This window comes from Geobacillus sp. BK01 (assembly GCF_052220245.1).
In the GTDB taxonomy this organism is placed as follows: Bacteria; Bacillota; Bacilli; order Bacillales; family Anoxybacillaceae; genus Geobacillus.
The window spans coordinates 28,467-52,587 of record NZ_JBQPTH010000018.1 but is presented as its reverse complement, the minus strand read 5'-3'; the positions used below and the strand labels follow the sequence as shown (position 1 = coordinate 52,587).

The following is a 24,121-nucleotide window of genomic DNA, read 5'->3' as shown; positions in this document are numbered from 1 at the left end:
GGTCAATGCGTTTCGCTCATAGTAACCGTGGCGGTGCAACGGGCGCTTGGCCCGGCAATGCGGACACTGTGTCAGAAGAGGGAAGTCGTTTTCTTTTCCACGCTCTGCATACGTTTGGACGTCAATGTCAAAGTCATGAAATTGAATCACGTCCTCCTCCCCCTCCTCTGAATCGATGGATTTTCTCTTCCGAAATAATTCACAAAAAATTTAGCACATTCTTTCAGAAAAGGGGAGAGGGCTTTCTGAAGGAATGTGCAAAAAAATGGCTCTTTTGTTCCGAAATAAAGTGATAATTTACATTTGTCGATCACTTGGTGGAATCCTTCTCCCCGTTCACGTGCGGCCGAGGAGCCCGGAATCCCTTCCAATTCCACAATGTTTCCGCCGTTTTTCAAGTGGTCGACGATCAATTGCGCCGCCATTTTTCCTCCTGCCACATTGTCAGAAGCGATATGGGTGACCACTTTCCCGCCGTCCGCGCTGCGGTCGACGGGAATGACCGGGATGTTGGCGCTGTTGGCGGATTCAATCGCAGACGTGACAGCGCTTGAGTCCGTCGGGTTGACCAGCAGCACATCAACTTTTTGCCTCATTGACTTCGTTCCTGTTCGGCCAAAAATGATTCCACCTCCTCTCGTCTCGGCATCCCAGCCTGCGCCCCGAGTTTTGTCACGGATAGAGCCGCAGCCGCATTGGCAAATCGGCACGTTTCATGAAGCGGCTTCCCTTCCGCGAGCGCCACGGCAAGCGCCCCGTTAAACGTATCGCCCGCGCCCGTCGTATCCACGACGGGAACGTGGAAACTTGGAATGAGCCGTTCTTGTCCATCTTGCCAAATGCGCACCCCTTTGGCCCCTTCGGTGACAATGAGCTGATCGACAAACGATTCTTCATCCATCTTGTCAAACAAAATGCCCCGTTCATGTTCATTCGGCGTCAAGAAACTCGCCTGCTCGAGCACCACGAGCGGCAGCGGCTCGGCTGGAGCTGGGTTCACGATGACGCGCACGCCGTGGCGATGCGCGATCGAAACGGCCCGCTCCACAACGGGAAGCGGGATTTCCAGCTGCAGTAAGCACACATCGCTTTCGGCGATCACGGATTCATATGGATCCAGATCCTCCGGCGTCAGCGCGTGATTCGCCCCCGGGACGACAATGATCCGGTTGTCCCGCTCAGAAATCGTAATGGAAGCAATGCCGGTATGTTCATGTGTAACCGGTTTCACACTATTGACGGAAACGCCTTCATTTTGCAACGAACGGATGAGCTCTTGACCAAACGCATCATCCCCCACCGCGCCAATCATCCGTACATCGGCGCCGAGGCGGGCGGCGGCCACCGCCTGGTTCGCCCCTTTGCCGCCGGGAGTGGTGAGAAACCGTTCGCCTAAAATCGTCTCTCCTTGGTTTGGAAACCGCGCCGCCACGGTGACCAAGTCCATGTTGATGCTGCCGATCACGGTAATGGTTGGTTTGTTCATGTCAATCCCCTCCTTGATGTCGACTGTCGCACGACCAGTTGAACCGGAAGTTGATAATGGAGTTTCTCAAGCGGCTTTCTCTCAATTTGTTTAATTAAAATTCTAGCCGCCATGGCGCCCATTTCGTAAATGGGCTGGGATACAGTCGATAGTTCCGGTGTCGTCATTTCCGTCAGCGGGATGCCGTCATAACCGATAATCGCAATATCTTCAGGAACGCGCAGGCCAGACTGCTGAACCGCTTTCAAAGCACCGACCGCCATCGCATCGTTGCCGGCAAAAATGCCGTCGATCTCCTGCTTGGCCAACGCATCCATCACCGCTTCTTTCGCCTGCTTCAGCTGGTAATTCCCTTGGATGACGAACTGCCGGTCCCCTAGCCCTAATGCCATCATTTCATCATGATAACCACGAAAACGCTCTATGGCGTTAATGACGTGGGTCGGCCCTTGAATATGGGCAATCCGCCGGCAGCCTATTTCATACAAATGACGCGTCGCTAAACGAGCTCCCCCGTAATTATCCGCAACCACCGATGGGTAACGTTCATGGAGCGGACGGTCGAGCACGACAATCGGAACATCCCATTCCTCGACTTCTTCCGGCGCGAACTGGTTCGTGGTCAAAATGATGCCATCTACGTATTTTTGCTTCAACACCTCGATATATTCCCGTTCTTTTTCTGCTTTCTCATCAGAATTGCATAGAATGACCGTATAGTCATAAATATTCATCACATCTTCCACCGCGCGAACGAGCTCGGGAAAGAACGGGTTCGTAATATCCGGGACAATCAATCCGACCGTTTTGGACGTTTTTTTGAACAACGCCCGCGCTACTTCATTCGGCTTATAATTGAGCTCTTTCATCGCCTGTCTGACCCGTCTTTCCGTTTCCTCATTCACGTATCCATTTTGATTCAACACCCGCGAAACGGTGGCGACGGATACACCTGCTCGCTTTGCTACATCACGAATCGTTGCCATGTTCGATTCCTTCTTTTCTATCTATGTGTAACCGGTTACACATAGTATATCTTATTTTTTGCACGCCATCAAGTTTTTTTGCCTCGATCTTCCACCATGTATCCGCTCTTTTCCATAGGGGCCATGTTGTGATTTCCCTAGATCACGGTTATAATAAGATATAGGAAAGCATAGGATAAAAAACAGGACATTGACAACTGTCAATGCCCTAACCAACACGCACGGCTGCTGCAAGAAGTGCAGTGGCCCGGAAGCAGGCAGAAGTAACCCACCCTCACCTAGGCCGAGCAGGGTGGGTTACTTTTCTTTTGATACCGCAATGACTGCTACGATCAGCGACGCAAACGAAATCATTAACGACAACGCCTCCGCAACAGTCATCATCCAGCAGCACCCCCTTTCATCAAGGGAGTTGCCACTGCCCACCCTGCATGAAACCGTGCATCTTTATTCTATCATTTCTGTTCCTAGCAACCAATACATCTTGGAAAATTTAGGACGACCGGTCATGGCCCAACGTCCCTCTGCAAACTTCTTACTTTTCCCTCCACCGTTCGCCCGCTTCATCCGCCCGTTTCGCCGCCACCATCATGCTCATGATGACAAGCATGACGAACGAGCCGACAAACATCCCGGCGATAAACGCGACTATGGCCTTCTCTCCCTTTTCTCGTAAACTCATTTTCTATTCTTTCCTTCTGCCCCTCGGCCTATACGTCGGGAGAGCTTGTGTTTTATTATACGCCGCGTTTCACCGCCTGATGCTTTGTCCTGAGCCAACGGCGGCAGCCCCATATTATCAAAAGCGCGATCAGCGCCCCGCACGAGTCAATGGCCACATCTTTCGGCGTCGCCGTCCGCCCCGGTTCAAACGATTGGTGCCACTCGTCGGTTGCCGCATAAGCGGTCGCAAACAGCCAAGCGCCCGCATACGCCAACCGCTTGGGCGAGAGCGCCCGCCATACGAGCGCGGCCAAAATGCCAAACTCGGTCAAATGCGCCGCTTTGCGGATCAAAACGTTCAGCCATGACGGCCCCTCTTCATCCCCGCCGCCAAACGGCCAATACGAGAGAATCACCTGCAACACGTGAGCCGTATTCGCTCCGGTGAACAAGGAAGACTCGCTAAACGTGTAAATGACGAGACACCAAAGAATGACGGGGAGCCAGCGGGAAAGGAACTCTCTCATCGTTTCACCTGCCAACAACCGTTTTGCCGACCAAACAAAGCACCTAAACAACAAACGAAAGCGGGCGCCTTGTTCGTTCAACCCTTTACCATCATAACAGGGATGGCCGGTGGTTTCCATTCCCTTTGACGAACATTTTCTACAGTTTACACTCGTCCCCATCAAGGGAAGTTCGTTGGGAGAAAAGTCTGTACTCTTCCCTATCGATCGTGCTTGATTTTTTGTGCACGCCTTTATGGCCTGACTGTATCTCATCCCTAGCAACCACGGTCAAATGCCTGGCAGTCTTTCACTATATACGAAAAAGGAGGCCGCCTTCACTCGCGCCTCCTTTTTTGTTATACCTAATCCATTCCACTTCGCCAGCATCTTAATGAGTGGCGGAAAGCGAAACCTTCCTACACGGCTTTTCTCTCGGCGCTCGCACGAGCCGTACGCATTGGAATTGAGCTGACTACGAGCGTCACAACCGTGTTGACAATCAACGCGACAATGCCGACATTCAAATCTTGCACCACTTGCGGCAATGACGGGAATAACGTGCCGACGCTGCTGCCGGACAGCGTGATGTACGCCACTGTAGCCACGCCTGCTACAATTCCGGCAAATGCCCCTTGCTTCGTGACAACATTTTGCTTCGTTAAACTTAGCACGAAAGAAGGGAACAACTGGGTTACAAGACTATATCCCATCAAAAGCAACGCCACGATCGTATCGCCGCCCCGGAACGTAAAGTACAAGGAAATGAGGGCAATAACGGGAACAAGATATTTCGCCAACTTGGCGACTTGCTCATCGGTAGCGGATGGTACAAACACTTGATACACATTCTTCACAAGTAACGTCGATGCGCTCATCAAAATCATCGACCCTGGAACCATGGCGGTGAGCAGCCCGGCGGCGCCAATCAACCCGACGACCCACGGGTCAAACGTTTGAATGGACAATTTTAATAAAGCCAAATCCGCATCCGACCCTTCGAGCCCCGGCACTTGCAAAATCGCAGCAAAACCAACGAAAAAGACAAACAATAAAACCAACTGATAAATCGGCAAAACAATGGCATTTTTCCGAAAAACATTGGCGCTTTTCGCCGAATAAATGGATCCAAACGTATGAGGCCACATATAGAATCCAAGTGCCGTCAGCAACACCGTTGAAATGAACCACGAAGCACTCATGCCTTTGTCTGGCAACGCTAAAAACCCGGGCTTCACTTGTTCAACCGTCTCAAACATCGGCTGGATTCCCCCATAATAGTGGAACGGGAGATAAATCCCTAAAAAGACGGCCACGACTAAAATCATAATGTCTTTCACCACTGCTGTCCATGCCGAACCGTGAATACCCGAAATCATTACGTAGACGGTTACGGCCAACACTCCAATCCAAATAGCGGCAGTCGGAGAAATCGTGCCGTAGGAAGCTTGGGAAACGATAATGCCAAGCCCTTTCAATTGCAGCACCAAATACGGAATGAGCGCCACAACCCCTACAAGCGCCACGAGAACACCGAGCATCGGGCTGTCGTACTTTCGGGCGAAGAAGTCGGATTGGGACATCAACCGATGTTCTTTCGCGTACTTCCATACTTTCGGCAACATCCAATACGATAACACATAGGCTAGGCAGCCGTAGGCGATAATGTAAAATGTCGGTCCGCCTTTTCCATAGGCCCAACCGCTTCCGCCAAGGAATGTAAACGTCGTATAAATCTCACCGGCCATCAAGAGAAATACAAAGATCGTGCCAAATCCGCGCCCGCCGACCGTCCATTGCTCCAAGTTCATGTCTTTCCCTTTGCGCGCTTGCAGCCCTAAATAAAGAGAAAACAACAAGAAAGCAAAAATAATGACTAACGCTGCATTCATGTTTGCTCGTCCTCCTTCACCGCGGGGTCAAAGCGATAAACAATCGCCATAATGATCGAGGTGATGATCACCCAAGCCACTAGCCAAAACAGAAGCAACGGCATGCCAAACACATACGGAGTCACTTGATTCACAAATGGAACGCCGCCAAGCATGCCGATAAACGGCAACACCATCAGCCAACGAATGTTTTTCAATTTCCTTTCTCCCCTTTCCCTTTTCTCTAGCATAGGTGGAAAGCGGAAGCGCCTTACTCCGCTTCCGCCAACAGTTTCAACGTCGCGCCGACAAACATTTGCACACCCATCTCGAGCGCGTCTTCGTCAATCGTAAAGCGCGGGTGGTGGTGCGGGTAAATAATGCCCTTTTCTTCGTTTCTAGCGCCGACGTAGAAAAAGCTGCCCGGCGCTTTTTGCAGGAACGCCGAGAAGTCCTCGCCGCCCATGTTTGGCTTGAGACGGGCGACGGCTTCCTCGCCGAACAGTTCGCGCGTCGTTTCTTCGATGACGCGGGTCACTTCGTCGTAGTTGATGACCGGGCGATAGCCGTAGTCAAATCGGAACTCGTACGAGGCGCCGTGCGCTTCGGTAATGCCTTTGACAATGCGCTCCATCCATTGTGGCACTGTCTGGCGCAGCTTGGCATCGAACGTGCGCACAGTTCCTTGGATTTCGACTTCCCCTGGCAAGACGTTATGCGCCGTCCCCGCGACAAACTGTGTGACGGATACGACGAGCGGCTCAATCGGGTCAACATAGCGTGAGACGATATGTTGCAAGTTTGTCACGACTTGGGCGCCGATGGCGATCGCATCGATCGTTTGGTGCGGCATCGCCCCGTGGCCGCCTTTGCCGATGATGCGGATGAAAAAGCGGTCGGGTGCGGCCATCATCGGTCCGTACACAATGCCGACTTTGCCGCGCTCAAGCGGCGACCAAAGGTGGGTGCCGATGACGACGTCCACTCCGTCCATGACGCCGGCTTGCACCATCTCTTCCGCCCCGCCGGGGAACAGTTCTTCCGCATGTTGGAACAAAAAGCGGATTTCGCCGCGGAGTTGATCACGCAACTGGGCAAAAATTTTCGCCGTCCCCAAAAGCATCGCCGTATGGCCGTCATGGCCGCACGCATGCATGACGCCCGGAGTTTTCGAAGCAAATTCAAACGTGTTTTCCTCTTGAATCGGCAATGCGTCCATATCCGCGCGAATGGCAACGACCCGGCCTGGCTGTCGGCCGACAAGGCGCGCCATCACGCTCGTTTTCGTCGGGCGGGTTATCTCGAGACCGCCGAACGATTGCAGCGTCTCGTACACAAACTGCGCCGTTTTCTCCTCTTGGAACGACAATTCGGGATGGGCGTGCAAGTAGCGGCGCCAAGCGATGACGTCCGCTTTCACTTCATCGACGAGCCGTTTGATTTCTTCCTTTGTCATCACGTTTCCCCCTGTTCATGTTTTCGTTATTCCCCTCGAGCCAGCTGCTGCACCGTATGGTAAAGGACGGACGCTCCAGCAGCGCAATCTTCCTTCGTGCTCCACTCCGCCGGATTATGACTCACCCCATCTTGGGAGCGGACAAAGATCATGCCGATCGGACAAAGGGGGGCGAGCTGCACCCCATCATGAGCCGCACCGCTCGGCAGCCAAAACGGCGGATAGCCAAGCTTTCGGCACGCCGCTTCGGCGGCATGCTTCACTTCATCTGAACATAGCACTGGCGGCATGTCTTGCAGCAGCTCGGTTGTGACACGGACATTCCGTTCCTTCGCGATCGCTTGCGCCCGCTCGGCTATCACTCCCCATACCCGATCGCGAACTTCCGCCTGCAAGTCGCGCAAATCGAGCACAAATTCGACCCGCTCGGGAATGACGTTAATGCCGCCTGGAAACACATGAAGCTGTCCGACCGTTCCGACCGTTGTCCCCGTCCGCCTTGCTTCCTCTTCAATGACCGCCATGATTTGCGCGGCGGCGGCCATCGGGTCGCGCCGCAACGACATCGGCGTCGCACCGGCATGTTCCGCCTTTCCTTCAACGGTGAATTTCACCCAAACGAGCCCGGCGATGCCGGTGACAATGCCGACGGGAAGACCGGCCTCCTCGAGCACCCGGCCTTGTTCGATATGCAGTTCGACATACGCTTTGATCGTTCCAGGTTTTCGCGCTGCCTGCGGCAAGCGGTCGGGATCAAACCCCGCCCGCTTCAGCGCTTCGGCAACGGAGACCCCTTCCACGTCGCGATAGTCGAGCGCTTCTGGCGGCAGCGTCCCGGCCATCGCGCGGCTGCCGATCATGCCGAAACGAAAGCGCGCCCCTTCTTCATCGGTAAACGCCACGACTTCAATCGGGTGATGCGTCCTGACTCCTTGCTCATTCATCGTCTGCACCACTTCGATGCCAGCCAGCACCCCGAGCGGGCCGTCAAAGCGGCCGCCATTGTAGACCGAATCAATATGTGAACCAATGAGCATAACTGGCGCGTCGGGATTCACGCCTTCTTTCCGTCCGATCAAGTTGCCTGCCGCGTCTTCATATACAGCGAGCCCCGCTTCGCGCATGTAGGAAGCGACCAACTCTTTCGCTTGCCGTTCTTCAGCGGTGAACGAAAGCCGCGTCACACCGCCGCCCGGTTGCTTCCCAATTTCCCCTAATTCCATGATCCGTTGCCAAAGACGTTCTCCTTGAACCAATCCGCTCCCCTCTTTCTCTCGGACAATTTACGGATGAATTTCGGCTATGTCCTTAATTATAACGCACTCTACTAAATTTTCAAATAGTAAAAATCATATTGAATAGTCCAAATGATGCGCCACTGAACCTCCGTTTCCTCCGGCTTAGGCAAGGCATTCTTCTGTTTCTGCGCGCGATGTTCTCCCCCTTCGTTTTTGTTTTGCTGCGCGTGTTTTTTGCCCACCATATCAAAAATCGGCTTCTACGAACAGCAGAAGCCGATTGACCATCGAGTTATAAAAAAATGCGATACACTTTCCGTGGGCGTCCCCGGGGGTAAGGGCTTGTTTCCCCGATCGCCTCGGCGAGGCCGGCAGCCTCTAGTTCTTTTAAAATTCGCCGGGCGCTGCGCGGCAAAATTTGCAGATCACTCGCCAGTTCATGTGCTTCCATTTCGTTCGTCCCGCGCCGGCGCAAAATGGCTTGCAGTTTACCGAGCGTGACGGTGCTTAAATTTGTGTGCTCGGCCAGTTGCCGCAGCTCTTCATTGCCAATGGAATAGTGAATTTGCTCCTCTTTTCCGAGCGGGCCCGCGATCGTCCCGTCATCAAACGCAACCATCCAGGCGCCTCTGCCATAGTGCTTCGCATGCAAAAACGCCCTTCCCGCCTGAATTTCCGCCTCGTACGCTGTTCGTCCAATGCCGATGCCACACGCCACGACTTCCTCGTAAAGATGTGTCATCTCCCTGGACGTGGGAATCGTTTTATAGCCGGCGGTCATCTCTTTTAACGCGCCTCTTGTTGTAAAGATGACATAGCGGCCCGGCCCGACGCTTTTCAGCGACCCTTGCACTTTTTTTGTATACTGCAGCAGTTTTTCCGTCGTCTTCAGTTCCATCTTATAAATTTCATCCGATGAAAATGTCTCCGGGGATGTGGCCGTCATGGAATCGACTTCGATCATCTGCACCGCGATTTGCGCATCTTGTACCCGGAGCATTTCCCCTGTGCGAATGATGGTTTGCACGACCGCTTCCACCGACGAACGGGCGGGCAGCACGCGATAGACGGGCATTCCCATTTTTTCCATTTCCAAATGCGCCGTCCGCAGACAAGTAACCGCCGCCTTCGTTTTCCCTTGCTTCCATAGATCGTAATGATAACGGGCAAGTTCCTGAGCGGAAATGCCCCCTTCGTAATGTTTGATATACAAAACCGGCTCATGGATGCCGGCTTCCTCGAGAAGCCGTTCCACCTCGCCGTGCTCATACGTATCAAAGCTCAGCTCGCAGACCGGGATTTGTTTTGTATAATGCGCTTGCAGCAGCGTGCGGTATAAGCTCGCCCCCGTATGCGGCACATAAAACAGCGGCACCCCGGCCTCGCCGGACTGCTTGGCGATCGAGTACGGCACTTGTCCGGAAAACAGCCACATATCGACTTGAGCGGCAAGCGGGCGCATCAAATCGAGAATGTCACGTTCATCCCAATACACAACCGGAAAGCAAACTAACTCCTTATACTCCTCCACGACCGCCTGAATGATCGGCAGCGAATCGTCTGCCCCTAAGAGGCCTAACCGAATGCGAATGCCGCACACCCCCTTCCGCCATGTTCTCTCCCCGTCCTCCCAACGCCCTTGCCTGCGCCGCTTGCTTCTCTGGCTTCCTGTTTCGAGTTCCAAAATTCACCAAATGTATTACCAACAGGCACTTGATTGGACGTCCGCAGCACCGCCATGCGGCTCTACCCCTTCTGCCTTTCGATGGCTTGACTTTGCATCGACCACCACGAAAAGAAGGGTTGAGCGTTGTCTATCCTTCTTTTTCCCCATGTATAGAGACCGGCCGTGATGAGAGAACGCCCATCGTCCTCCCCGCCGCCGGCCGCCCGATTGATTCGTAGATCAGGCCGGCGGCTTCGGCTGCCCTCAAGCCGTAACAGTTGCGCCCGTCCACCACGATTGGCGTCTTCATCAGCGCCTTATAGCGGTGAAGGTCAAACTGCAAGACGGCGGGCCACTCGGTGAAAATGAAACAAACGTCCGCATCACGAATGGCGTCTTCGATCGTCTCACAACAAGCGACCGCCTCGCCGAAGCGGCGGGCGACATGATGGAGGGCGGCCGGGTCCCAAACGCGCACGTTCGCCCCTTCGGCGACCAAACGCTCGATGTTGGCGAACGCCGGCGATTCCCGCACATCATCCGTCCCTGGCTTGAACGAAGCGCCCAACACCGCCACCGTCCGTCCGTAAAGCGAGCCGAGATGGGCGCGCGCTTTTTCAAGCAGCCGCCATGTTTGCGCCTCATTGACTGCAATCGCCGCCTCGACCGTTTTGAGCGAATAGCCGTGCGCCGCAGCCAGCTGGCGAAGCGCCTTCGCATCCTTCGGCAAACACGAGCCGCCGTAACCGACGCCGGCGCGCAAAAAGCGGCGGCCGATGCGCGGGTCCATGCCGATCCCTTCGGCGACCGCCTCGATGTCGGCGCCTACCAACTCGCATACGTTGGCGATGTCATTGATATAGGAAATTTTTAGCGCCAAAAACACATTGGCGGCGTATTTGATCATCTCCGCGCTTTTCCGGTCGGTGACGACATACGGAAGAGCAAACGGGGCGTAAACGGTTTTCATCACCCGCTCGGCGCGCTCCGATTCAACGCCCAACACAATGCGCGGCGCCTGCAATGTGTCGCGCACCGCTGTTCCTTGCGACAAAAACTCCGGGTTGGATGCGACGTCGAGCTTCACCCCCGGCCGTCCGTTTTCCGCCAAAAAGCGGGCGGCTTCATCGGCGGTGCCGACGGGCACGGTCGACTTGATGACGACAAGGCCATCCCGCTCCGCCGCCCGGGCGATGCGGCGCAATGCGTCCCATACGTCGTCAAGCCTTACAGACCCGTCCGGCTGCGGCGGCGTGCCGACGGCGATCATGATGACATCCGCCTTGCGATACGCTTCGCCGTCATCCGTTGTGAAGCGGAGGCGGGGGCGGTTTCGCCTGAGGAGCGGCTCCAGCCCGGGTTCATAAATCGGAACGGTTCCTTCGTTTAACAAGCCGATTTTTTCTTCATTCACATCAACGCATGTCACATCGTGTCCTTTGTCCGCCAAGCAGGCGGCGGTGACGAGTCCTACGTATCCCGCCCCTACAATCGTTACGTTCACCGGTTATCACACCTTTTTCTCCATTGCGGCCATTGTCGCTTGTTCCCATTATATCGAATCCGCCGTCCATTTTCACCGTTGGCGCCCGGTCAAAAAAATGTTCATGAGCAAGCGTTGTCCGCCACCGTGGCATGAACATGACCGATCAAGGCTACATGCTTTCGCCAAAAAAGAAAACCGGGGGAACTGCCTTGTCCCCCGGTGGCACCGCATTGTTTCGCAACGACCGTCATGTTTTTACGCCGCCTTTTTCCGTTTAGGTAGAGACGGACGGTCGACCGCCAACCCGAGCGCCGCCCCGATCAAGGCCGGGACGACCCAGCCGAGCCCGATCGAGAACAACGGCGCCCATGAGAGCAACGGCTCAAGCCATGCCGTCTCCACCCCGGTCGCTTTTAGTCCATCATACAAGCTGAACACGGCCGTCAACAGCACGGCGAAACCGTACACCTTCCGCGACCCGCCGTGCCAACGATGGAAAAATGACAACACAACGAGTACGATCGCGAGCGGATACAACATCGTCAAAACCGGAACAGAAATGGCGATCAGCGCATTTAAGCCTAGATTTGACATCAAAAAACTGAAGACGGTAAGCACGGTCACGTACGTCCGGTACGAAACGGATGGCGTGAGCGTTTGAAAGTACTGCGCACAAGCAGCGACCAACCCGACGGCTGTCGTCAAGCAGGCGAGCGCAACGATGACGCCTAACAGCACCTTCCCGCCGCCGCCGAACAACAGCGCCGATACATGCGACAACAGCTCAGCCCCGTTGGCAAAAGAGCCGACACCAGCCATTCGCGATCCAATGATGGCGATGCCCGTATATACAAGCGCAAGCCCGACCCCGGCGATCAGCCCGGCTTGAATCGTCGCCTTCGCCTGCAAGGACGGACGGTTCACCCCGCGGTCGCGAAGCGCATGGATGACAACAATGCCAAAGGCGAGCGCGGCGATCGTATCCATCGTCAAATACCCTTCCAACATCCCTTTCGCCAACGGAGCGGACGCATATTTCTCGGCAGGCGCAGCCTGCGGGTCATCGAGCCGGATCAATCCCGTCATGCAAAGCACGGCAATCGAAAGCAACAACGCCGGCGTCAACAACTGCCCGATTCGATCGACGAGCTTGGACGGGTTTAAGCTTAACCAATACACGAGCGCAAAAAAGATGCCGGTAAACAGCCACATCGCGAAGGCGCCACCATCAACAAAAAATGGCTTCGCTCCGATTTCATAGGCGACGCTCGCCGCCCTTGGAATGCCAAAAAACGGGCCGATCGCCAAATACACCGCCAGTGAAAAACAAAGGCTAAACAGCGGATGAACGGCGTTGCCGAGCGAATGGACGCCGTCTTTCGCAAACGCCACCGCCGCCACCGACAACAGCGGCAGCCCGACCCCTGTGATAATAAAGCCGAACACCGCGGGCCACACGGCCGTTCCCGCTTCCATTCCTAAGTAAGGAGGAAAGATTAAATTCCCCGCTCCAAAAAAGAGAGAAAAGAGCATGAGTCCGGTCCATACCACATCTTTCATTTTCATCATGTACATCCCCCGTTCTTCTTTGTATAAAAATATTTAAAATATTTTAATATATATAAAAATAGTTAGATAATTAGAATATAACAGAAAAAATATTATCGTTTCTCGTTATAAATATTATATTTTTTAAACTATTTTGTCAACGATCCATGCCTACATTCCGCTCATGGAAAAAGGCACCTGCCTAGGCAGGTGCCTTTCCATAATCCGTCGGCCGCGTATGCGGTGCCTCATTCAAAATAGCGGCGAACCGCGCTTGCGATCGCTGTTGTTACCGCTTCTTGATACCCATCGGTCGCCACTGTTCCGGCATCGGACGGATTGCTCAAATAGCCGAGTTCAAGCAATACGGACGGCCGCTCGTTTTCCCGCAACACGTAATAGTCGCCAAAAGCAATGCCGCGAAACGGCAACGTGGAGAGCTGCGTGAACGGCCCTTGGAACGATTGCGCCAAGCCATAGTCGGCGAACCGGTCGTAATAGTAAACGGTGATGCCGGAAGCGTCCCGGTCAGCCGCGCTGTCGTAATGCAAGCTAATAAACGCGTCCGCCTGATACAAGCGGGCGGCGGCGACGCGCGCCGACAGCGGCACGTAATCATCACCGGCGCGGGTCAACACCACGCGCGCTCCGTACATTTCCAACTTTTCTTTCAGCCGTTCCGCCGTTTCCATGGTCAATGCTTTCTCGACGACGCCATTGACGCTTTGCGCCCCTCCGTCTTTGCCGCCATGGCCTGCATCCAGCACGACCGTTTTCCCGGCCAGCGCCTGAATAGGCCCTCGTGTCCAGCGGCTCACATATCGGCGCGGGCCATTTCCTTGAATGGCGGCGAGGCTAACGCCGACAGGTGAAACCGAGGCGACCACTGCGTCTTCCTCGCTTTCAACTGCCTGTCCACTTTTCATTTCAACGTAATCCGCCGCCACCCAACCGCCTGAACCAGACCGGGCAACGATCTTGTACCAGTCCTGTTTTGTTTCGACAATTTCAACGTGCTCGCCGCGCACCAACCGCCCGACTCGCTCCGCGTCCAGCGACGGTGCAATCCGCACGTTCAGTGAATCGGCCGTCACGACTCCCGTCCGCTGCGAGTTCCGCAACGGTTCAGCGGCTGCCAAATACGACGCCGCCGCCCAGCCGACGGCCTCATTCGTGACAATTTGTTTCCATTCTCCCTCTTCTTGAATGACCGCGACCCGATCCCCTTGAGCAAGATGGCCGATAATGCGCCCATCGAGACTTGGCTCTTGACGGAGACGAAGACGGTCTTCTTGCACGATTTCCATTCTTTGGACAGGGGCGGCGTACGGTGTGGCGATCCAACCGGTTCGGTTCGGCTTCCACTCGATTTTCACCCAGCCGTCTTTCACATCGAGCAGCCGATACGTCTCACCACGGTGAACGTTTGCCAACGGACGGTACGGCACCCCTGGCCCTTGGCGGACGTTCACCCGGTCAGCTGTCACGACAGCCAACTCGTCTGTGTTCTCGTTTTCCCCTTTCGCCCCTGCCGGCCAGGCAGCGACCATCAACCAACATAAACAAAACAATACGGCGAGCCATCTTCCCCGCCTCATGCGCTTTCCCTCCCAGCCGTCTCTATTTCTACTATATGGTTCGCGCACAAAGGTCGATTTCCTGTCTGTCAGTAGGGAAAACTGCTCGACAGAACGGATGACGCCAACGCCCACGAATCGACAATGAATGCGTCACGTCCACATCAAATCCGTTAACGTGACAGCCGTCAACAGAAAAATGCATAAGTCCGGAAACACGGAGCCGTCACAAACGACGTTTGCCCGCATTCCCCGCCCATATCCGATGCCCCAATCAGCGCCATCACCCGGCTGCTTCCTGCTTTCATTCACATAAAATTAAGAGGATGTCTCGCGATGAGACATCCTCCTCGCCCCTACACTTTAACGGATGACCGATCAAACTGAACGAACGCTTCTATATAAGGGGCGGCTTGCGGCGGGTATACACGTTGGGCGGCCGCCAATGCGCCGTCTTGGGTGAATGCAGCTTCTAAGCACATACCGGGCTCGACATACGATTTCACCGACGGCGTCAAGCGCCAACGAAACTGTTCGCCCGTCTCCAACGAGTGAATGATGGCCTCTTCCCGGCCAACGTTCCCTACCCGAAATGTCCCCGTCCGGTACTCTTCTTTGCTTTCCACCATATGTTTCCAAGCAATATCGGCAATCTCCATGGGCAAATCAGGCCGATGATACAGCCGAAGAAGGCGAACCGCTTTCAACAACGGCTCCTGCAATTCCGTCACGAGTTGGCGCACGACCCGGGCATGGCTTGTCCGATAGCGGCCGTCCAACCATTTCGCAAGCGCCTGAACGGCGCTTAACACTTGTTTCGCCTGATTGACGCTTATGTCAGGAGAAAACATGACGTAGTGAAAGGCCAAACATTGCTGCCAATGGCGCGATTCCAACTCATTCCACGATGACAGTGGCGTCGTCTGCAAATAATGGCCGACCGCTGTCACACCGAGACGGTATTTCGCTTTCGTCGCCTCCGATTTTCCTTCCGTTTTTTCTTGGTAAAAACGGACGAGATCGGCGCCGAAAAAGCGCGCTTTCCATTCCGCCGGCATGGCAAAATATCCGCCCTCATCGAGCCGTTGCAACACTTGAACAGACGTTGTCCGCTTGACCTTAGGCGTCACAAATGGCGAGAGCGGCAAACCGTAGCGGGAACGGAGGCTGTTCGTATCGACCATCACCGGACTGCCTTCTTGGCGAAGGCGCTCGAACGTATGATACTCATACGTGCGCAGCCATTGCTCCACTGTTTCCTGCTCGCCGTTCATGGCCAATTCGTGGACGGATCGTCCTCCCCATTCCTCACGCGGCACATGCAGCGTCTGCTCTAACATCACCGCACTGTTGGCAACGAGCGCCATATATGACGGCTCACCCGGCGGCAACTCGACATGGTAGGACAGCAGCTTCACCCCTTTGGGAACAAGGTGCGTCTTTACAGAGCGCGACACCACGTTGGCCCGCATCCCCATAGCTTTAAGCGCCTCTGTCAGCACTCGTTCGGCGTCCGCATCAAAGGTGGAGAGCGTCATCGTCCGCCCCTGCCCGTCTACAAAGCCAGCTAGTTCGTTCAGATAAATCGGGCCGGAGGCAAGATCATCGCAATATTCATACGTCACACCGCGCAGTGAACCTTTGACGGCTTCGTCCGTTTCCTCATCCACGATCACGATTCCATGTCGTTCCAGCTGACGGAGGACGTTGCGCGCATCAGGCATGTCGTAGACGACCGTCCATTGTTCAACTGCTTCCGTCCCGCGCTCCTGTAATGAAGAAGCACTGTGACACGCGTCGACAATATCAAGAAAACGGGAAAATGCCAACTCTTCGTACGGCATGTTCGTCTCTTGAAGGAGAGAACGCATTCGTTCCTCGGCCTTCTTCACTCCGTCCGGCCCAACGATGGAGGCAGCCCCTTGGATATAATGACCGCCGTCAAACGGCTCGAGAAACGCAAACATGCCGCCCCAAGGCACTACATCCGGCATCGTCTCGCTAAATGGCAGAAACAACGTTTCCCCCGTCAATCGGTCGACCGCTGTCCCCCCGTCTTCACCGCGGTCCACAAACTGAACGAGGCGCGGAACAAGCTGAACCCACCGGTCAAGCATGTTTTGCAATTCCGAAGATAAACGGCGTCCTTTCTCGCGCCGAAACCATTCAACGCCGCGCATCCCGTTTGGGAAACGGTGAACGAACAAGTACCAAAGCGTTTCAAGCGGCTCAAGCATCTCACTGTGTTTCATTTCCCGAATGGCCTGACGGAACGCGTGCTTTATCGCCCGTTGTTCGGCGTAGGAGAGCGCCTCGTCTAAGAAACAGTGCACTTGTTGCGACAGCTCATACTTCTGTTCAAAAAACCGACGTTGCCGCGCCCTTTTCGCCTCTTCCTCCATCGCTTTGTTCATGCAGCATTTTTTATACTTTTTTCCGCTCCCACACGGACACGGGTCGTTTCGGCCGACCGACATACGGTTCCCTCCTTGAATCAATTTCGTTTTCTAATTTCTATCACCATTATTATTTTGATTCTTTTAGAAACAGGTTAAACTATAAGTATACAAAAACAATCCTAAAAAAGGGGACGATATTCATGGAAGAGAAAAGACTCATCGACTTGATCGACGAATTGATGACGAGGCTTAATTCAACGAAAACTTCCCATCCGCACGGTCGATGGACGGAAACACCAAAAAGCAAAAGCACGACATCAAAGAAACCGCGCCGCTCCAAAACCGCCTATCAGTTAAAAATATCCTTAAACGGCATCCGTCCGCCGATTTGGCGGCGCGTCCTTGTTCCCGGACATGCAACATTTCACGATCTTCATCTCATCATCCAAGAAGCGATGGGTTGGGAACAAGCTCATTTATACGAGTTCGATCTCAGAAACGTGCTTGTAAGCATCCCGGACGATTGGGACTCGTTCCACTTTGGGAAAGAGCGGTTGGACGCCCGCCGCATTCAATTGCAGCAATGGCTGACGGAAGAAAAACAAAAGTTTCTGTACATTTACGATTTTGGCGACTACTGGCGCCATACCATCACCGTCGAAAAGATTGAAACACTCCCCAAACCGCTGGAACGCGCCACTTGCCTGAAAGGGAAACGGGCATGCCCTCCCGAGGATTGCGGCGGCGTCTATGGTTATTTGGAGCTGCTCGAATCAGCGGCAAACCAAGACTCCCTTACGGATCCGGAACTGCTTGAACGACTTGACTGGATGTATGACATGAAAGGCGAAGATTTTGATCCCGATGCGTTTAACATCGAGGAGGTGAACAAGCGGTTATCCTACATCCATCTGTAGCAAAGGGGGGGAGAAGACGCCCAAAACAACGGCTGGGCACCTTCTCCCATGGATGCGCTGTATGTTCTTAACAAAACCCCCACCCCGCAAATGTTTGCCAGACGAGCTCCTCGAGTTCTTCACGAAGTTCGGCTTCGTCAACCCCTTCAAGCAAACCGTCCTTTTTCCATGTTCGCATCGCCTTGTCAATCAAGCGGCGGACTTGATCGGTGTCCCAGCCTTCGTCATCAAACAGCTCTTCGACTTCGTCAAGCCACTCGTCAATCGCGGCATCCAACTCATCGCCGTCTATCATGTCCTCTTCGAAATCCCACTCATCATCAAGCCATTCCTCATCATCTTCATCCCACTCGCCATCCTCATCGTGATCAAGCATCTCCATCGCGAACAAGACAAATTCCACGGAAGTGGATTCGACTTCCTCGACAGACACTCCGTAGCGTGCGGCCGCTTTCTCTACATCCATGAACTCCTCTTCCGCCATCTGGCCGGCAACATGGCGAAGCGCGGCTGCATACACGATTGGGTCATCGATGACCGGTTCATCTTGTTCGCAATACATGCGCCAAAAGAACGCCGCATGGCTAAGCACCCGGGGCGATGTCTTTTCTTCTCTCCGCTTCAGCTCGTGAAGGACTGCCTCTTCGTCAGGATGATTCCATTCCAGTTCGGCCGACAGCTGCCATAGCCATTCGTTAAGGGCTAGATCGAGCGCTTCTGGAAACGATGTTCGCCAAAACGCGTCTGCCGCTTTCCCGCTTCGTTTTCTCTCCGCCTCGATCGCATGGGCGAGCCGTGCTCTTCCGCTCTTTGGAAACGGCAGAGCGGCTATAAAGTACGTAAACTCTTCCCCGTATGGAAGGAGGAAGCCAAGCAAAACGTCCCCTTCTTCAGCCGGCGGCACGGCCTCCGACGTTAAAAAATGGACGCGTTGTTCTTCCCTGCTCACAAGATCGCGCACCATGAGACGCCGCTCTTCCTCGAAACGGATGATCTCGCCAAACGACGGAACCCCCTCCGTCCACCGCTCCAAATGCGCTTGCACCGCCGGCCGCCAACGATTGCGGCGCCGGTCTTGCATGTACGCCGAAAAGATCGTGGTCCCTTTCTCATCCACCGGCCGGCAAAAAACAGCCCAATCCGTCAACAATAAATGAGCGCCCGCCTCTAACTCTTCCGGAAACCACTGCAACGGGCATTCCGCCATCGCTTCCACCAACACGTCCTCGTATCGCTCCGACGCAAACAAGACCACATCCTGCATGCATTCGACCAGCTCGCGCTCAATGATGGATGCAATCGATACCGCCTCTTGCTTTCCGCAACAATGCTTGTACTTTTTGCCGCTGCCGCACGGACAAAGGGCATTCCGCGACACCGTCATATCGCCACCCACTTTCCTTTGATTCGGCCTTGCCGTTATTTTCATTGTATCATAGCAGAGAGAAAAGCAGGAATAAATCCCACACCAAACAGACATAGCAACGATACAATCCGCCATGCTATAATAGGTAGATATAAAGAGTGAACGGAAAACGGGGGCTTTCTTCGGGAACCCATGATGCACAATGGACGGAAAGGACGGACCGGTATGTTGCAGACCGCAATCTCAAAACCTCTATTGCAAAAAGCCGCTGCCGACTTGCAGCGGGAATGGCCGTTTTCTCTCTTCCAACATGTCATCCAAAAAGGGCGAGAGTTGTCGCGGCAAGGGTTTGTGTACAACGTCATGGTCATGGACAGCGATTTTATCGAAGGAAAAGTCATCGGCGACACCGCGATTCATGACGTGACGCTTGATTTATCGGACATCTCCCTCCACAGCTGCCCATGCGAGGCGGAAGATCTTTGCCCGCACGTATTGGCGCTGTTCTTTTACGTGTACGGCAACGTATTTGACAATGGCGAGTTGTTGCGGCAATGGAAACAAGGCGGACAAACCCCAACCCGGAAAGCGGCTTCGCGCAAAAAGCCGCCTGAAACACGCACAGCGGAACCGGCGGAATCGGTCGCCCAATGGCGGAAGCAGTTCGCCGACCTATTGGACGAATGGAGCGCCCGCCACCGCCGCCGCAATGATTGGCCGTACCGCTTGTCCCATCAACTGTTTCCAAAACTCGTCAAAAACAGCCCGAAACACGGCGCTGTTCGTTCGTTGCACCGCTTTCATGCGGCCTTGTTTCTGCTTGACCATCTGTTTGAATACGGACGCGAACGCGGTTGGGGCCAAGGGCTGTTGTTTGGATCATACGACGAGTTTTCGTGGCAGCAGGACGTCGACTATATCGCCGACGAATGGTTCGAAGCGTTGGAGCAGTTTCCGTCCGAACCGCCGCCCCCGTCTGTTGAAGCGCTCATTGAACAGACGATCCCGTATGTACGGGAGTTGTTGCTGCGGTGGGGAAAGGCGTCCCCTTCACTCGTCTATAGCCTATACACAACCGCTTGGGAGCTGCTGTTCACGAAAGAAGCGCAGCGCCGGCAAGAGAAAGAAACGCTGATCCGCCTGGCAACGGAAAAACAGTCAACCACTCTGTTGCTAGCTGCCGCCCATCTCGCCTTTTTACTCGGCGAAGATGACGAAGCGCTCGCCATCTACCGCCAACATCCCAAGGAAGCGGCTCCGTTTTTTATCGATTGGATGGAACGTTTCGCGTCCTCGCACCTGCCGGAACGTTTCGCATCGTTTTGGGCGAAAGGGAAGCAAGAGCTTGCCTTCTACATATCCGCTCTTCCAGAGATGGAGCGGTCGCCGTTTGTCAACGAAATCGGTCGGCTGTACGAATCATACGCTCGCCAACACAACAAATGGGACGACTATGAGAAGCTGTTGTCCGCATGCTTCCCATACAGCGCGAACCGCTACGTTCATTGGCTGCTCGGCCAAAGGCGCTACCATGATGTAGTCGACTTATACTTATGGGTGGACGCCACCGCCCATGACATTGATCCAACATTTCTCGCCATGCTGCAAAAACAAAACCCGGCGCTCGTCTTGCCATTGTATCACCGAGCGGTCATGCGTTTTGTCGAGGCGAAAAACCGCGCAAGCTATCGCGTCGCCGTGCAATATTTAAAAAAATTGCGTGCGTGCTACCGATCGTTGAAACGAATGAACGAATGGCAGATGTATCTTGAACAGCTGCTGGCCAAAACAGCGCGCATGCGGGCGTTTCATGAAGAACTGGAGAAAGGAAAATTGCTTCCATGATGGAACAAGCGTTGCAGACGATCACCCTTTCATGTGAGTGGAGCGAAGAAGGACGATGCTTCTGGCTCAGCGGCCCGGACCGTGTTTCGAGCTGGGCGCCGCTCGTGTTCGCCTGGCATGAAGAAACGTTTTACGGCGCCTTGCTTGACGTCGCGACCGTCCACGGACGCGAAGCGGTGCGGCTATCCCCGTGGCAGGCGCTCACGTTTTTCGCCTGGCGCCCGTCCAACCGTTTTCTTTCCATCAAGTGGGGAGATGAGTTCACCGCCCAGCTTGAAACATGGGCGAAGCAAATCATCGACGATGTGCGCGCGCGCCGCTTCCGCCCCGATTTCTCAGCGTGGAAACAAGGACAGCCGTCTGAATGGGCCGAAGCCGAACGGACGCGTTGGCGCGGGCTCAAAGACGATCCGCACCCGCTTGTTGCGGCATGGCGGTCGCTCGCAATCGCCGACTGGCTGTCGCGCGATCCGGAACTGCGCGGCATTTGGCAAGAAATCGTCGACGCCCATCCGGCCATCTTAGCCCGCGGCGGCCAATGGGCCGGAGCGGAAGACGACTGGCTCGAACAAATCGGTTGGCTCGGCGAACGTCCGCCGTTTATGGTCGGGCTGCGCCTCACGGAACCGCCCGAGGACGGCGGCCCATGGACGCTGGAAGCGGTGTTCATCGCCATCGACGACAGCGTCATCGCCTCTGCCCGTGATATTCCGCGCGCCTGGCGCCCATATGAATCATCGATCCAGCGCGCCATTCGCCGCATTTGCGCGATCGTGCCGTGGCTTGACGCCGGGGAGGGTCTGCGGACGGAACTGTCTAATGAAGAAGCGTGGCGTTTTTTGTCCGAAGACAGCTTAAAGCTCACCGAAGCGGGCGTGCGTCTCTTATTGCCTGATTGGTGGCACGACATCCGCCAGGCGCAGCTGTCGGTCAAAGCGAAGCTGTCCCCGTCTGTCACGGCCGAATCGCTGTTTGGCCTTGAACGGCTCGCTGATTTCGATTGGCGCGTCGCGACCAACGGCGTTGAGCTGACGGAAGAGGAATTTGCCGCTTTGGCGGAACAAAAACGGCGCCTCATCCGCCTGCGCGGCCAATGGCTCATCCTTGACCCCGCCCTTGTCCGCCGCGCGCAGGCGCTCATGGAAAAGGCGAAAAAAGAAGGCGTGCCGATCCACGATATCGTGGCGCAAACGCTGCTTTCAGAAGCAGAGGAGCGCGAAGAGGCAACGGACGAATCGATCCCGATCCACATTGACGTCCATGATCAGTTCCGCGCGTTCATCCGCCAGCTCCAGCAGCTGGATGGATTGCCGAAAGCGAATGTGCCGCCGTCGTTTCGCGGCACACTCCGCCCGTACCAGCAGCGCGGCGTCGACTGGCTCGCCTTTTTGCGCCGCTTTGGCTTTGGCGCCTGTCTGGCCGATGACATGGGGCTTGGCAAAACGGTGCAGCTGCTCGCTTATTTGGCGCACGTCAAAGAAACCGAGCGCTCGGACACGCCGGCGTTGCTCATTTGCCCGACCAGCGTGATCGGCAACTGGCAAAAAGAATGCGCCCGCTTCACCCCAGACTTGCGCATCTACGTGCACCATGGGCCAAACCGGGCGAAACACGACGAGTTCATCAAAACAGCGGGCGAAGCCGACTTGGTCATTACCTCTTACAGCTTGGCCCATTTGGACTACGACGATTTAAAACAGCTTGACTGGCATGCGATTTGTCTTGATGAAGCGCAAAACATCAAAAATGCGCAAACGAAACAGGCGCGCGCCATCCGCCGCCTGCGCGGAACGCATAAAATCGCCTTATCCGGCACGCCTGTCGAAAACCGGCTCAACGAACTTTGGAGCATCTTCCACTTTCTCAACCCCGGCTATCTCGGCAGCGCGGCCGAGTTCGAGCGCCGCTTCGCCGGCCCGATCGAAAAAGAAGGCGATGCCCGCAAAAAAGCGGCCTTGCAAGCGCTCATCCGCCCGTTCTTGTTGCGGCGGACGAAAACGGACGAAGCAGTCGCCCTCAACTTGCCGGATAAGCTCGAACAAAAAGAATATTGTCCGCTCACAGCCGAACAGGCGGCATTGTATGAGCAGCTTGTCAACGATACGCTCGAGCGCGCCAAAGAAGCGAGCCCGTTTGCGCGGCGCGGGTTGATTTTGCAAATGATCAACGGCATCAAGCAAATTTGCGACCATCCGGCGCTTTATTTAAAAGAACGCCATCCGCGCCAGCTCGTCGAGCGGTCGCATAAACTTGAAAAACTCGTCGAACTCATCGAGCAAATTCGCGCCAACGACGAGTCATGCCTCATTTTCACCCAGTATGTGCGGATGGGCGAGATGATCCAACAGCTGCTTTCCGACTTGTTTGACGAGCCGGTGCTGTTTTTAAACGGCAGCGTCCCGAAACAAGCACGCGATCGAATGGTCGAGGAGTTTCAAGCGCGAAAAGCGCCGATTTTCCTTTTATCGCTCAAGGCGGGCGGCACCGGTCTCAACTTGACGGCCGCCAACCACGTCATCCATTTCGACCGCTGGTGGAACCCGGCTGTGGAAAACCAGGCGACCGACCGCGCCTACCGCATCGGACAGACGAAATTCGTCCACGTCCATAAATTGATCACCGTCGGGACAATCGAAGAAAAAATCGACGAGATGCTCGAACAAAAGCAAGCGCTCGCTGATGTGATCACCGAAGGCGAAACGTGGATCACCGAGCTGTCGGACGATGAACTGCGCGACCTGCTCGCCTTATCGGCCGCGGCGAAAGGAGGCGCTTGATCATGCCCGAAGCAAAACCAAAGCGGAAGAAAACGAAACCGGAAAATCCGTGGGAAAAGCTGCTGAAACGGATGGAAGAGAAAATGAAGGAGCGGGAAAAGCGGCAAAAACAACCGTAAAGGACATCACGCAGGCGATGAACATCCTGTTGGACACAGAAAAAACTTCATCAACAAGTGTTGTTCTTTGTCCAGCCATGAAAAGGATCATCCAGGCACGTGTGTTCATCGAAACATCTCATGGGCAACGTTTTGCCCTTCACCCGGGCATGAACATGAATCATCAAGGCACGCGCATTTTCACGGAAAGATCCATGGGCAGCACGCTTTGCCCT

Annotated in this window: 18 protein-coding genes and 2 pseudogenes; 3 read left to right on the top strand and 17 right to left on the bottom strand. The window is 54.8% G+C overall.

Translation table 11 applies throughout. The features are described from left to right. The 16 genes and pseudogenes from ACTVDO_RS14320 to ACTVDO_RS14245 form a co-directional block, all read right to left on the bottom strand. Positions 1-150: pseudogene (locus tag ACTVDO_RS14320) on the bottom strand (DUF6431 domain-containing protein); the annotation flags it as partial. A gap of 152 nt (positions 151-302) precedes the next feature. Continuing rightward, positions 303-596: pseudogene (locus tag ACTVDO_RS14315) on the bottom strand (substrate-binding domain-containing protein); the annotation flags it as partial. Further along, on the bottom strand, positions 593-1,486 hold the full coding sequence (rbsK, locus tag ACTVDO_RS14310) for a ribokinase (protein ID WP_442901749.1): 894 nt from the start codon (positions 1,484-1,486) through the stop codon (positions 593-595). The pseudogene ACTVDO_RS14315 and the gene rbsK, both read right to left, overlap by 4 nt. Further along, complete coding sequence (locus ACTVDO_RS14305) at positions 1,483-2,472, bottom strand: LacI family DNA-binding transcriptional regulator (protein ID WP_442901748.1); 990 nt, start codon at positions 2,470-2,472, stop codon at positions 1,483-1,485. The genes rbsK and ACTVDO_RS14305 overlap by 4 nt, the downstream gene beginning before the upstream one ends. 297 nt (positions 2,473-2,769) lie before the next feature. Further along, entirely contained in the window at positions 2,770-2,826 is a 57-nt protein-coding gene (locus tag ACTVDO_RS14300) for a hypothetical protein (RefSeq protein ID WP_245629374.1), read from the bottom strand. A gap of 181 nt (positions 2,827-3,007) precedes the next feature. Next, positions 3,008-3,124, bottom strand: coding sequence for a DUF3789 domain-containing protein (locus tag ACTVDO_RS14295; RefSeq protein WP_020961378.1), 117 nt, complete (start codon positions 3,122-3,124; stop codon positions 3,008-3,010). Between the two features lie 85 nt (positions 3,125-3,209). Continuing rightward, the gene (locus ACTVDO_RS14290; protein ID WP_442901747.1) at positions 3,210-3,662 is read right to left on the bottom strand and encodes a VanZ family protein; all 453 of its coding nucleotides are present in this window, start codon (positions 3,660-3,662) and stop codon (positions 3,210-3,212) included. Between the two features lie 398 nt (positions 3,663-4,060). Next, complete coding sequence (locus ACTVDO_RS14285) at positions 4,061-5,533, bottom strand: sodium:solute symporter family protein (protein ID WP_442901746.1); 1,473 nt, start codon at positions 5,531-5,533, stop codon at positions 4,061-4,063. Next, complete coding sequence (locus ACTVDO_RS14280; protein WP_020961381.1) at positions 5,530-5,730, bottom strand: DUF3311 domain-containing protein; 201 nt, start codon at positions 5,728-5,730, stop codon at positions 5,530-5,532. Before ACTVDO_RS14280 ends, ACTVDO_RS14285 begins: the two co-directional genes overlap by 4 nt. Before the next feature lie 53 nt (positions 5,731-5,783). Next, entirely contained in the window at positions 5,784-6,968 is a 1,185-nt protein-coding gene (locus ACTVDO_RS14275) for a M20 family metallopeptidase (RefSeq protein ID WP_020961382.1), read from the bottom strand. Positions 6,969-6,994: 26 nt separating this feature from the next. Next, positions 6,995-8,224, bottom strand: a complete 1,230-nt coding sequence (locus tag ACTVDO_RS14270) for a hydantoinase/carbamoylase family amidase (RefSeq protein ID WP_442901745.1) — start codon at positions 8,222-8,224, stop codon at positions 6,995-6,997. A 274-nt stretch (positions 8,225-8,498) separates the two neighbouring features. After that, the gene (locus ACTVDO_RS14265) at positions 8,499-9,806 is read right to left on the bottom strand and encodes an ArsR family transcriptional regulator (RefSeq protein ID WP_442901751.1); all 1,308 of its coding nucleotides are present in this window, start codon (positions 9,804-9,806) and stop codon (positions 8,499-8,501) included. A 214-nt stretch (positions 9,807-10,020) separates the two neighbouring features. Continuing rightward, a complete protein-coding gene (locus ACTVDO_RS14260) occupies positions 10,021-11,376 on the bottom strand; it encodes a UDP-glucose dehydrogenase family protein (RefSeq protein WP_442901744.1) in 1,356 nt (451 codons plus the stop codon). Between the two features lie 237 nt (positions 11,377-11,613). Then, the gene (gene brnQ, locus ACTVDO_RS14255) at positions 11,614-12,924 is read right to left on the bottom strand and encodes a branched-chain amino acid transport system II carrier protein (protein ID WP_442901750.1); all 1,311 of its coding nucleotides are present in this window, start codon (positions 12,922-12,924) and stop codon (positions 11,614-11,616) included. 230 nt (positions 12,925-13,154) lie between these two features. Next, entirely contained in the window at positions 13,155-14,504 is a 1,350-nt protein-coding gene (locus tag ACTVDO_RS14250; protein WP_442901743.1) for an N-acetylmuramoyl-L-alanine amidase, read from the bottom strand. A 335-nt stretch (positions 14,505-14,839) separates the two neighbouring features. Then, entirely contained in the window at positions 14,840-16,960 is a 2,121-nt protein-coding gene (locus ACTVDO_RS14245; protein ID WP_442901742.1) for a YecA family protein, read from the bottom strand. A 122-nt stretch (positions 16,961-17,082) separates the two neighbouring features. On the opposite strand from ACTVDO_RS14245, the gene ACTVDO_RS14240 reads away from it, so the two are divergent. Next, positions 17,083-17,799: a plasmid pRiA4b ORF-3 family protein gene (locus tag ACTVDO_RS14240; protein WP_020961392.1), complete on the top strand. Its 717-nt coding sequence runs from the start codon at positions 17,083-17,085 to the stop codon at positions 17,797-17,799. Positions 17,800-17,866: 67 nt separating this feature from the next. Here the strand turns inward: ACTVDO_RS14240 and ACTVDO_RS14235 are convergent, their stop codons facing one another. Further along, the gene (locus tag ACTVDO_RS14235) at positions 17,867-19,183 is read right to left on the bottom strand and encodes an SEC-C domain-containing protein (protein WP_020961393.1); all 1,317 of its coding nucleotides are present in this window, start codon (positions 19,181-19,183) and stop codon (positions 17,867-17,869) included. Positions 19,184-19,390: 207 nt separating this feature from the next. Here ACTVDO_RS14235 and ACTVDO_RS14230 point away from each other — a divergent pair, with 207 nt between their 5' ends. Together ACTVDO_RS14230 and ACTVDO_RS14225 are read left to right on the top strand one after the other, a co-directional pair. Beyond that, the gene (locus ACTVDO_RS14230) at positions 19,391-21,010 is read left to right on the top strand and encodes a hypothetical protein (protein WP_020961394.1); all 1,620 of its coding nucleotides are present in this window, start codon (positions 19,391-19,393) and stop codon (positions 21,008-21,010) included. Further along, the gene (locus ACTVDO_RS14225) at positions 21,007-23,787 is read left to right on the top strand and encodes a DEAD/DEAH box helicase (protein ID WP_442901741.1); all 2,781 of its coding nucleotides are present in this window, start codon (positions 21,007-21,009) and stop codon (positions 23,785-23,787) included. The genes ACTVDO_RS14230 and ACTVDO_RS14225 overlap by 4 nt, the downstream gene beginning before the upstream one ends. The last annotated feature ends 334 nt before the right edge of the window (positions 23,788-24,121 follow it).